Raw genomic sequence first — 11,494 nt, forward strand, 5'->3', positions numbered from 1 at the left:
CGGGGGCGACCTGACGGCCTCCGCACCGGCGTACACCCACCCGACGGGCGACGTCCCGCCCCGCGGCGGCTCCCACCCGCAGCCGCTCGCACCCGGCCGCCCCACACCCGCGGCCGCGAACTTCGTCCGACATACCGAACACTAAGGACAGCTAGTGACCGACCCTTCCGCCACGGCCGCCGCACGCAGGCCCGGTGAGCAGGCCCTCACCGCCCTCGGCCTGGCCGCACCCGACCCCGATCCCGCCGACGCCTCGCCGCACTCCTTCCCGGGCGGTGGCCGCTGGCGCACCGAGATCCCCTCCTGCGAGGGTCCGGAGGCGCTGGCGGTGGTGCTCAAGGAGTCCTCGCGGCTGGACGTGCCGGTCCACCGGATCAGCCAGGGCAGCGGCGTGTGGATGCTGACCGACGCCGAGATCACCGAGATGGTCGAGGCCACCGCCGAGCGCGACATCGAGCTCTGCCTGTTCACCGGCCCGCGCGGCACCTGGGACATCGGCGGCTCCACCCGGACCGACTCGCGCGGGGCCGGACTGCGGGCACGCGGTCACGACGCGGTGGCCGGCTGCGTCGAGGACGCCGTGCGGGCGAGCGAACTGGGCGTCTCGTGTCTGCTCGTCGCCGACGAGGGCGTGCTGTGGACGCTGCACCGGGCCCGCGCCGCCGGGCTCCTCCCGGCCGACACCACGCTCAAGCTCTCGGCGCTCGTCGGCCCGGTCAACCCGGCCTCGTACGCGGTGTACGAGCGGCTCGGCGCCGACTCCATCAACGTGCCCAGCGACCTGACGCTGGATCACCTGACCGAAATACGACGGGTTTCGGCCGCACCGATGGACATGTACATCGAGGCTCCCGACGACCTCGGCGGCTATGTGCGGATGTACGAGGTCGCCGAGCTGATCCGGCGCGGCGCCCCGCTGTACCTGAAGTTCGGCCTCTCCAAGGCACCCGGCATCTATCCGTACGGCCACCACCTGCGGGAACTGACGCTGGCCACGGCCAAGGAGCGGGTGCGGCGCGGCCGGCTCGCTCTCGACCTGCTCGCCCGGCACGGGGCGGACGGGGACATGGCGCCGCTCGGCACCCGTCTGCCGGGGGCGCTCAACCGGTTCGAGATCTCGTCATAACGTTCCGGAAACTCCCTTCTCAAAAGACGACACGACCGCGCACAATCCCACACACCTGCCTCGCCGAGCCAGTCCTCACATCAAGGATGATGACCATGCGCAACCGCAGAGCCGCACTCGCCGCGATAGCCTCCGCCGCCTCGCTCGCCCTCACGCTGACCGCCTGCGGCCAGAACAGCGAGGGCGGCAGCGAGGAGGACAAGGGGGGCAGCGACGGCGCCACCGTCGGCATCGCGATGCCGACCAAGTCCTCCGAGCGCTGGATCACCGACGGCGCCAACGTCGAGAAGGAACTGAAGGGCAAGGGGTTCAAGACCAAGCTCGTCTTCGGCGAGGACGACCCGGACCAGCAGGTCTCGCAGATCGAGAACATGATCACGCAGGGCGTGAACGCGCTGATCGTGGCCGCGATCGACAACAAGTCCCTCGGCAACGTCCTGCAGCAGGCCAAGGACGCCGACATCCCGGTCATCTCCTACGACCGGCTCATCCTCGGCACGGAGAACGTCGACTACTACGCGTCGTTCGACAACGAGAAGGTCGGTGAGCTGCAGGGCGGCTACATCGCGGAGAAGCTCGGCCTCAAGGACGGCTCCGAGAAGGGCCCCTTCAACATCGAGCTGTTCGCCGGCTCCAACGACGACAACAACACCCGGTACTTCTTCAACGGCGCGATGAAGGTCCTCAAGCCGTACATGGACAAGGGCCAGCTCGTCGTCCGCTCCAAGCAGACCGCCCTCAACCAGGTCACCACCCTGCGCTGGGACGGCGGCACCGCGCAGAAGCGCATGGACGACCTGCTCACCTCCAGCTACCGCAGCGCCAAGGTCGACGCGGTGCTCTCGCCCTACGACGGCATCTCCATCGGCATCCTGTCCGCCCTGAAGTCGGACGGCTACGGCTCCGGCAGCAAGGCCATGCCGGTCGTCACCGGTCAGGACGCCGAGATCGCCTCGGTGAAGTCGATCAAGGCGGGCCAGCAGACCCAGACCGTCTTCAAGGACCTGCGCGAACTCGCCAAGGTCGCCGCCACGATGGTCGACGCGGTCCTGAACGACAAGAAGCCCGAGGTCAACGACACCAAGTCCTACGACAACGGTGCCAAGGTCGTCCCCGCCTACCTGCTGCAGCCGGTCAGCGTGGACAAGTCCAACTACGAGAAGGTCCTGGTCGGCGGCGGCTACTACACCGAGGGCCAGCTCAACTAACCGGGCACCATCAAGGATTGGAAGGCACGACCATGGCGGGACCCGTCCTGGAAATGCGCTCGATCGTCAAGACCTTTCCCGGTGTCAAAGCGCTGTCGGACGTCACGCTGACCGTTCGCCAGGGCGAGGTCCACGCCATCTGCGGGGAGAACGGCGCCGGGAAGTCGACCCTGATGAAGGTGCTCTCCGGAGTCCACCCGCACGGCAGCTACGAGGGGGACATCCTCTTCGAGGGTGAGACCTGCCGGTTCAAGGACATCCGGGCGAGCGAACAGCACGGCATCGTGATCATCCACCAGGAGCTGGCGCTGGTGCCGTACCTGTCGATCGCGGAGAACATCTTCCTCGGCAACGAGCACGCCAAGCGCGGACTGATCAACTGGAACGACACGCTCAGGCACGCCACCGAACTGCTGCGCCGGGTCGGCCTCGACGAGCACCCGGAGACCCGCGTCGCCGACATCGGCGTGGGCAAGCAGCAGCTCGTGGAGATCGCCAAGGCGCTCTCCAAGAAGGTGAAGCTGCTCATCCTCGACGAGCCGACGGCGGCGCTCAACGACGAGGACAGCGGCAAACTCCTCGAACTGATCCTTCAGTTGAAGGAGCAGGGCATGACCTCGATCATCATCTCGCACAAGCTGAACGAGATCCGCCGGGTCGCCGACTCGGTCACGATCATCCGCGACGGGCGCTCCATCGAGACGCTCGACGTGAAGGCGGCGGAGACGACCGAGGACCGGATCATCAGCGGCATGGTCGGCCGCGACCTGGAGAACCGCTTCCCGGAGCGGACCCCGCACCAGCCCGAGGAGGGCACGGCGCCGGCCCTGGAGATCCGCAACTGGACCGTGCACCACCCCATCGACCAGCAGCGCAAGGTCGTCGACGACGTCTCGATCGAGGTGCGGCGCGGCGAGATCGTCGGCATCGCCGGGCTCATGGGCGCCGGCCGCACCGAGCTGGCGATGAGCGTCTTCGGCCGCACCTACGGCCGGCACGCGGGCGGCACGGTCCTCAGGGACGGCAGGGAGATCCGCACGAAGACCGTCCCGGAGGCGGTCGGGCACGGCATCGCGTACGTCACCGAGGACCGCAAGCACTACGGCCTCAACCTCATCGACACCATCAACCGGAACATCTCGCTGACCGCGCTGGGCAAGGTCGCCAAGCGGGGTGTCGTCGACGAGCACGGCGAGCAGCAGGTCGCCGAGGGCTTCCGTACGTCGATGAACATCAAGGCGCCGACCGTCTTCGAACCGGTCGGCAAGCTGTCGGGCGGCAACCAGCAGAAGGTCGTCCTCAGCAAGTGGATCTTCGCCGGTCCCGAGGTGCTGATCCTGGACGAGCCCACGCGCGGCATCGACGTGGGCGCCAAGTACGAGATCTACACGGTCATCGACCGACTGGCGGCCGAGGGCAAGGCGGTCGTGTTCATCTCCTCCGAGCTGCCGGAGCTGCTCGGCATGTGCGACCGCATCTACACGATGGCCGCGGGACGGCTCACGGGTGAGTTCTCGCGGGCCGAGGCCTCGCAGGAAGCGCTGATGCGGCAGATGACGAAGGACAAGACGGACCAGAAGGACGAAGAGGTAAGCCGATGAGCACGGACGTGACCGCCAAGACCCCGGCACCGGCGCCGCCGGGCAAAGAGGGCTCGGCCTCCGGCGGCGGGCTGCTGGCGCTGATGCTCGACGGCATGCGCCGCAACATGCGCCAGTACGGCATGCTGATGGCCCTCGGCCTGATCGTGGTGCTGTTCGCGGTGTGGTCCGACGGCGACCTGCTGCTGCCGCGCAACGTCTCCAACCTGGTGCTGCAGAACAGCTACATCCTGATCCTCGCGATCGGCATGATGCTCGTCATCATCGCCGGCCACATCGACCTGTCGGTGGGCTCGCTGACGGCGTTCGTGGGCGCGACGGCCGCCGTACTCATGGTCAACCACGACCTGTCCTGGCCGCTGGCGGTGATCCTGTGCCTGGCCATCGGTGCCGCCGCCGGCGCCGTGCAGGGCTTCTTCATCGCTTATCTCGGCATACCGTCGTTCATCGTGACCCTCGCGGGCATGCTGCTCTTCCGCGGTCTGACGGAGATCTTCCTCAAGGGCCAGACCCTCGGCCCGTTCCCCAAGGACCTGCAGAAGATCGCCAACGGCTTCCTGCCCGAGGTCGGCCCGAACACCAATTACCACAACCTCACCCTGCTGCTGGGCATCGCCCTGATCGCCTTCGTGGTGTACCAGGAGGTCCGCGACCGCAAGCGGCAGCAGGAGTTCGCCCTCGACGTGCCGCCGGTCAAGCTGTTCCTGCTCAAGCTGGTGGCGCTGGTCGCCGCGATCCTCGTGGTCACGCTGCTGCTCGCCAGCTACAAGGGCGCCCCGATCGTGCTGCTCATCCTGGGCGTCCTGGTCGTCGGCTTCGGCTACCTGATGCGCAACGCGGTCATCGGCCGCCACATCTACGCCATCGGCGGCAACCTGCCCGCGGCCAAGCTGTCGGGCGTGAAGGACAAGAAGGTCACCTTCCTGGTCTTCCTGAACATGGGCATGCTCGCGGCCCTGGCGGGTCTGGTCTTCGCCGCCCGCTTCAACGCGGCCTCGCCCAAGGCGGGCCTCAACTTCGAACTGGAGGCCATCGCGGCCTCGTTCATCGGCGGCGCGTCGATGAGCGGCGGCGTCGGCACGGTCCTCGGCGCGATCATCGGCGGTCTCGTCCTGGGCGTGCTGAACAACGGCATGAACCTCGTCGGCATCGGCACCGACTGGCAGCAGGTCATCAAGGGCGCGGTGCTGCTGGCGGCGGTCGGGTTCGACGTGTGGAACAAGCGCAGGGTCGGTTCGTAACGGATCTCGGGCCCCGCCACTGACGGCGGGGCCCGCTTCTTCTCACGGAAGTACAGGAGCCGCACGTATGGAACTGAGCAGACGAACGGTCATCGCGTCGGCGGCAGCGGCCGGCGTGGCCGCCACCGCGGTCGGCGGCACGGCACACGCGTCGGGAGGCGGGAAACCCGTGAAGGAACTCTTCGGCAAGCTGGCCGACGGGACGAAGGTGTACCGCTGGTCGCTGGAGAACGGCGGCACGCGGATGAAGGTGCTGTCCTACGGCGGCGTCGTGCAGTCCCTGGAGATCCCGGACCGCCGGGGCCGCCACGCCAACGTCTCGCTGGGCTTCGACAACCTCGACGACTACGTGGCCCGCAGCCCGCACTTCGGCGCCCTGATCGGGCGGTACGGCAACCGCATCGCCAAGGGCCGCTTCACCCTGGACGGCAAGGAGTACCAGCTCTCCGTCAACGACGGCGAGAACTCCCTGCACGGCGGCGCCCTCGGTTTCGACTACCGGGTGTGGGACGTCGAGCCGTTCACCCGGGGCTCCGACACCGGCCTGGTGCTGCACTACACCAGTGTCGACGGCGAGATGGGCTACCCGGGCACACTGCGGGCGAAGGTGACGTACACCCTCACCCGGCGCGGCGACTGGCGCATCGACTACGAGGCCACCACCGACAAGGCCACCGTGGTCAACCTCACCAGCCACGTCTACTGGAACCTGGCCGGTGAGGGCAGCGGCAGCATCGAGGACCACGAGCTGACGATCGCCGCCTCCCGCTTCACGCCCACCGACGCCGGCCTGATCCCCACGGGCGAGCTGGCCCGGGTGGCCGGCACGCCCTTCGACTTCCGCCGGGGCAAGCCGGTCGGGCGGGACATCCGCGACGCCCACCCCCAGCTCGTCACCGCCAAGGGCTTCGACCACAACTGGGTGCTGGACAAGGGCATCACCGACCGGCCCGAGCACATCGCCACCCTGCGCGAGAACTCCTCGGGCCGCACCCTGCGCATCGCCACCGACCAGCCCGGCCTGCAGTTCTACTCGGGCAACTTCCTCGACGGCACCCTCACCGGCACCGGCGGCTCCCTCTACCGCCAGGGCGACGCCCTGTGCCTGGAGACGCAGCACTTCCCGGACTCGCCGAACCACCCGTCCTTCCCGTCGACCGTGCTGCGGCCGGGCCAGACGTACCGGTCGACGACGGTGCACTCCTTCGACGCGTGAGCGGCACCCGCGGGAGCGGCGGCGCACGGACACAGTTCCTTCACACCCGTTGAACACCGCCCCGTCCCCCTCCGTATGAACAGGCGGCCCGTGTTCCCCGCACGGGCCGCCCACTCATGGAGGTCCCCTTGTCCGGCAACGTCACCTCGCTGTTCCGCGGCACCGCGGCGCACAGCCCCTCGATGGCGGCGCTGACGCGGGAGAGCGGCGAGGCGGCGGGCGCGGGCCCGGTGGACTTCTGCATCCCCTGCAACCCGTACTTCCCCACCCCGGCGATGTTCGAGGAACTGGCCGGCCGGCTGCGCGAGATCATCACGTACTACCCGAGCAGCGCCGACACCATCACCGCGGAACTCTGCGGCCTGCTCCGGCTCCCGCCGCAGTGCGTGGCGATGGGCAACGGCTCCACCGAGCTGATCACCTGGATCGACCACCTGCTGGTCCGCGAGTCCCTCGCCGTCCCCGTCCCCACCTTCGGCCGCTGGACCGACCAGCCCATGGAGACCGGCAAGCGCGTCGACATGTTCCCGCTCCAGGAGGCCGGCGGCTTCGCCCTCGACCTCGACCGGTACGCCGAGTTCGTCCGGGCCCGGGGGACCCGGGCCGTGGTGGTCTGCAACCCCAACAACCCCGACGGCGGCTACCAGCACAAGCAGGCGCTGGTGCAGTTCATGGACGCGATGGCCGACCGGGACCTCGTGGTGATCGACGAGTCCTTCCTGGAGTTCGCCGACGCGGAGGCCGAACCCAGCGTGGTCCAGGAGGCGATGCTGCGCCCCAACGTCGTCGTGCTGCGCAGCCTCGGCAAGAACTTCGGGCTGCACGGCGTCCGCTTCGGCTACCTCGTGGCCAACCCGGCGCTCGCGGGACGGGTGCGGACCATGCTGCCCAAGTGGAACCTCAACTCCTTCGCGGAGCACGTGGTCTTCATGCTGCGCGACCACGGTCCCGAGTACGCGCGGAGCCTGCACCAGGTGCGGCGGGACCGCCTGGAGATGACCGCGTGGCTGTCCGCGCTGCCCGGCCTGACCGTCTACCCCTCCCAGGGCAACTTCCTCTTCGTCCGCCTCCCCGTGGGCGCCGAGGGCACCGCCGTGCGGGACCGCATGCTCACCGAGCACCGGATCCTGGTCCGGGAGTGCGGCAACAAGATCGGTTCCTCCAGCCGCTTCCTGCGTCTCGTGGTGCGCCCCCAGGGGGACGTACGTCGCCTGGTGTCCGGCCTGGAACAGGTGCTCTACGGGGCCGGAAGGGGAGCCGCCGTGCCCGGGCCGGCCACAGGGACCGGCTACAGCTCGGGCACGGCGGCGGTGGACCGCCTGATCCAGGAGACCAACGGTTCCGGGATGCGCGCGCTCACCGCCCGGACCGCCGGTGCCGGTACCGGCGCCCCGGGACCCGCCCCGGGCACCGGCACCGGCACCGGCGTGCCGCTCCCCGCCGCGGTGCCCGTCGCTCCGGCGGCTGCCACCACGGCGTCCCCGGCGCCGGTCCCCCGGCCGGCGCCGTTCCCCGGACCGGTGCCGGTCCCCCACCCGGCACCGGTCCCGCACCCCCTGCCCGCGCCGGTGCCCGCCCCGGCCGCCCCGTATCCGGCGCCCGTCGGGCCGACCCCGCCCGGCGTACCGGCCCGCGGGGGTCTCACGGCCGCGCAGGTCCGGGGCACCGACGGCCTGGAGTCGGTCCCGGCGACGGGCTGGCCGGACGCGGCGGGGATGGGGCGGGCCGGCTGAACCCGCGGCCCTACCCGGCGGAGGAGGCCGAGCCGGTCGGCGTGTCCGACGGGGTGGGGCAGGGCGGGTCCGTGGGTTCCGGGGACGGGGACGGCGACGGGGACTCCGGTGCCGTGGAGCAGTCGTCGGTGGGCGTCGGGTCCGGTGTGGGTCCCGGGGTGTCCGTGGGGTCCTCGGTGGGCGTCTCGGTCGGCGGCCGGGAGGGGCCCGGGCTCGTCGGGGGCACCGACGGGAGGGTCGGGTCCGGCGCCGTGGACGGGACGGGCCGGGACGGGGAGGGGCCCTGACCGCTGCCGCCCGGCGCGGTGGGGGTCGGGTCCGGTCCGATGACGACGCCGTCGTCCGCGCCTCCGCCTCCGCCCCCGCGTCCGCCACCGCTGCCGCCGCTGCCGCCGCTCCCGCCGTCGACGGGTGCGGTCGCCGGGGTGTCGCCGCCCGCGCCGGGGCTCCTCGGGACGACGCCCTTGCCGTCGGGGACGGTGTGGACACCCCTGCGGTAGAACTCCAGCCAGTACCTGACCGTGTCGAGGTAGGCGCGGGAGTTGTTGTAGCTGAGGACCGCCCGGTCCAGGTCCGCCGCCCGGCCCAGGTCCCGGCCGCCCGCACAGAGGTAGTGCCCGGCCGCGAGGGCCGCGTCGAAGACGTTGTTCGGGTCGGCACGGCCGTCGCCGTTGCCGTCCGCGCCCCAGCGGGCCCAGGTGGACGGCAGGAACTGCATCGGGCCCACCGCCCGGTCGTAGACCGGGTCGCCGTCGTGGGCGCCGCCGTCCGTGTCCAGGATCAGGGCGAAGCCCTTCCCGTTCAGGGGCGGCCCGGTGATGCGGCCCAGGGTCGTGCCGTCGCGGTCGACCGCGCCGCCGCGCGCCTGGCCGGACTCGACCTTGCCGATCGCCGCGAGCAGTTCCCACGGCAGCCGGCAGCCGGGATCCGTCCTGCCGACGGCCGTCTCGGCGGCGTGGTAGGCGCGCAGCACCGTGGCCGGGATGCCCGACTGGAGGCGGACCTCGTCCCGCGCGAACGCCGGGGAGAGCGGTCCGCCCTCGCGCGTCGTCAGGGGCGGGAGTTCGGTGTGGTACGAGCCGTCGCCGGGCGGCGTGAACTCCGCGAAGGGGCCGTCCGCCGTCGGCACGACCGGGTCGTCGGCCGCCGGTCCGGCGTGGGTGTCCCCGGCGTTCCCGGCGAGACCGGGGGCCTGGGAGGCGGTGAGGGCCGCCATGGCCGCCACCGCGAGGGCGGTCGTGCGCAGTCCCTTGCGGGTCCGCCCGCGGTACAGGCGTCGGGCACGGCGTACGGGCATGGTCGTCACTCCTGTCGGGTCCGTCGGAGGTGCGGGCGGCTCGGTCAGCGGCCGAAGGTGTCGAGGGCGGCGACCAGCCAGCGTCCGTCGCGGTGCACGACGTCGACGGCGAGCATGGCCGCCGCGTACACGCCCTCGTCCTGCGCGGCCTCCTCACCGGCGCCCGCCTTGCTCTTCTCGTCCGTCGCGCTCGTCTTCCCGCCGGTGGCGACGCTGCTCTGGTCGGCGTAGACCAGGACGCGGGCCCGGTCGCCGTCGAGGCGTTCGACCGCGCTCTCGGTGACGGTCGTGGTGATCACAGCCTTCTGCGCCTCGGCCCGCTCGCGGACGTCGGCGAGCAGCTCCCGGTGCTGGTCGACGGCCTTGCCGGTCAGGAGCTCCTGCGCCGCCTTGTCGAGGGCGCCGGGGTCGGCGTGGTCGTAGGAGAAGAGGCGGTCGACGGCCTTGGTCACCTGTCCCTTGATCTCGCTGGTGCGGGCGAGGTCGGTCAGCGCGGTGTTGCTCCGCGCGGGCTCGGACCTGAGCCCTTCGGCCTTCGCGTGCGCCCAGCCCGCGAAGCCGCCGAGGAGCACCGTCAGTGCGCACAGGACGACGAGGAGCGGGGGACGGCGGCAGGGCCGTGCCCCGGCGGCCTCCCCGGCGGCCTCCCCGGCGGCCTTCCCGGCGGCCTTCGGGGCTTTGGCCGTGGGCGAGTCGTCGGCGGGGGCCGGAGCGGACTCCAGGACGGCTGTGGCGCCGCGCGCACGGGTCCCGGCCACCGGGTGCTCGGTGCGCTCGGTGCCGTCCGGGCGGGCGGTGGAGGGGGTGGGCCGGGTCTCGCGGGCCTGGCGGCGCCGCTGGCGGTTGATGTGGTGACGGGTCGTCGACATGGTGCGCTGTCCTCCTCGCTGCGGCCGGCTCGCTCGGTACGGGTCCGGGTCAGCCGGTCGATGTGCCGCCCACGGGCGCCTGGCCCAGGGCGCTCAGCTTCCACCGGCCCTCGGTCCGGGTGAGTTCGCCGAGCATGCGGCTGTCCTTGTCGGTCTTCGCCCCGTCGGCCGCCTCCACGGTGACGCGCAGGGCGACCAGCACCCGGGCCCGTCCCGCGCGGTCGTCGAGTTCGGTGACGGCGCCGGACAGCACCCGGGCGGTGCTCACCGTCTTCGCCTCCTTCACCTGCGCGGCGAACTCCTCGCGCCCGGAAGCGAGCTGCTCGTGCAGTTCGCCGGTGGTCGACGACTCCCACAGGTCGAGGCCCCGGTTCAGCTCGCGGTGGTCGAGCGTGTTCAGGTTCTGCACGGCCTGCTCCCCGGCGGACAGTGCCGCGTCCCGCTGGACGGCGTAGGCGGCCTGCTCGTCGTGGGCCGCCCGGTACCAGTCCTGGCCGGCCCAGGCCGCGAAGCCGGCCGCCACGAGGGTGAGGACGAGGGCCAGCGCCGGGAGCGGCCGGGAGCGGCCGGCGTCGAGGAGGCGGACCGCGCGTTTCATGGGGTGCTCCAGTCTCCCGCGCATGCTCAGCGGGCCTTGATGTCGACGATCCGCCACCGGTCGTCGTCCAGCCGTGCCGTGACGGTGAGTTGGGCCGCAGCGGTGGTGGTCTCGGCCGCGTCCCTTGCCTCGTCCTCGTCCTCGGCCCCGCCCTTGCCCTTGCCCTTGCCCTTGCCCGGAGCCCGGTGGGAGGTCTGGTCGAGGAAGACCAGCAGGCGGGCCCGGTCGCCGTCGAGTTCGACCACTCCGGTGCGGACGGCCCGGGTGCTCAGGGTCACGCGCTGGTCGGCGAGGTCGTCGCGGACACGGGCGAAGAGGGTTTCGTACTGGCGGGCGGCGCGGCCGTCGAGGACCGTACGCGCGGAGCGTTCGGCGGCCGCGGTGCCGTCCGGGGTGTAGGAGAAGATGCGGGCGAGGGCGTTGCCGACGTCGCCCGCGACGCGGGTGGTGGCCTCGGTGTCGGTGAGCGCGTGGTTCCGGGCGGGCGCCTGCGACCTCAACTCGTGGGCGCCGTAGAGGAATCCACAGCCGCCGAGAACGAGGACGGCGGCGGTGCCCGCCAGGGCCGCCTTCCGCAGACGGCCGGCCGGCGGCCGGGAGCCGGA

The 11,494-nt window shown here is 71.5% G+C and carries 9 protein-coding genes and 1 pseudogene; 6 read left to right on the top strand and 4 right to left on the bottom strand.

Annotated elements, in window-relative coordinates; all coding sequences use genetic code 11:
* Window positions 1–154: 154 nt before the first annotated feature.
* The 6 genes from Sdi02f_RS22905 to Sdi02f_RS22930 all read left to right on the top strand — a co-directional run bounded on the left by Sdi02f_RS22905 (window position 155) and on the right by Sdi02f_RS22930 (window position 8,125).
* Window positions 155–1,126 carry a hypothetical protein gene (locus tag Sdi02f_RS22905; protein WP_030399756.1) on the top strand — a complete coding sequence of 324 codons (972 nt, stop codon included), beginning with the start codon at window positions 155–157 and terminating at the stop codon, window positions 1,124–1,126.
* A gap of 95 nt (window positions 1,127–1,221) precedes the next feature.
* Window positions 1,222–2,334 (top strand): multiple monosaccharide ABC transporter substrate-binding protein, encoded by a 1,113-nt coding sequence (gene chvE, locus Sdi02f_RS22910; protein ID WP_108933937.1) that lies wholly within the window; start codon window positions 1,222–1,224, stop codon window positions 2,332–2,334.
* A 32-nt stretch (window positions 2,335–2,366) separates the two neighbouring features.
* Window positions 2,367–3,935 carry a multiple monosaccharide ABC transporter ATP-binding protein gene (gene mmsA / locus Sdi02f_RS22915; RefSeq protein WP_055467745.1) on the top strand — a complete coding sequence of 523 codons (1,569 nt, stop codon included), beginning with the start codon at window positions 2,367–2,369 and terminating at the stop codon, window positions 3,933–3,935.
* Window positions 3,932–5,176, top strand: coding sequence for a multiple monosaccharide ABC transporter permease (gene mmsB, locus Sdi02f_RS22920; protein WP_030399759.1), 1,245 nt, complete (start codon window positions 3,932–3,934; stop codon window positions 5,174–5,176). The genes mmsA and mmsB overlap by 4 nt, the downstream gene beginning before the upstream one ends.
* A gap of 67 nt (window positions 5,177–5,243) precedes the next feature.
* Entirely contained in the window at window positions 5,244–6,392 is a 1,149-nt protein-coding gene (locus Sdi02f_RS22925) for an aldose epimerase family protein (protein WP_030399760.1), read from the top strand.
* Between the two features lie 128 nt (window positions 6,393–6,520).
* Window positions 6,521–8,125 carry a pyridoxal phosphate-dependent aminotransferase gene (locus tag Sdi02f_RS22930; RefSeq protein WP_108933938.1) on the top strand — a complete coding sequence of 535 codons (1,605 nt, stop codon included), beginning with the start codon at window positions 6,521–6,523 and terminating at the stop codon, window positions 8,123–8,125.
* A gap of 10 nt (window positions 8,126–8,135) precedes the next feature.
* Here Sdi02f_RS22930 and Sdi02f_RS22935 read toward each other — a convergent pair whose 3' ends face one another.
* The 4 genes and pseudogenes from Sdi02f_RS22935 to Sdi02f_RS22950 form a co-directional block, all read right to left on the bottom strand.
* Window positions 8,136–9,422, bottom strand: coding sequence for a lytic transglycosylase domain-containing protein (locus Sdi02f_RS22935; RefSeq protein WP_108933939.1), 1,287 nt, complete (start codon window positions 9,420–9,422; stop codon window positions 8,136–8,138).
* A gap of 44 nt (window positions 9,423–9,466) precedes the next feature.
* Complete coding sequence (locus Sdi02f_RS22940; protein WP_108933940.1) at window positions 9,467–10,291, bottom strand: hypothetical protein; 825 nt, start codon at window positions 10,289–10,291, stop codon at window positions 9,467–9,469.
* Between the two features lie 49 nt (window positions 10,292–10,340).
* Window positions 10,341–10,889, bottom strand: coding sequence for an Rv1363c family protein (locus Sdi02f_RS22945; protein ID WP_030399764.1), 549 nt, complete (start codon window positions 10,887–10,889; stop codon window positions 10,341–10,343).
* 26 nt (window positions 10,890–10,915) lie between these two features.
* Window positions 10,916–11,449, bottom strand: a pseudogene (locus Sdi02f_RS22950) (hypothetical protein); the annotation flags it as partial.
* Between the last annotated feature and the right edge of the window lie 45 nt (window positions 11,450–11,494).

Source organism: Streptomyces ardesiacus, assembly GCF_003112575.1.
GTDB classification, from domain to species: Bacteria; Actinomycetota; Actinomycetes; order Streptomycetales; family Streptomycetaceae; genus Streptomyces; species Streptomyces ardesiacus.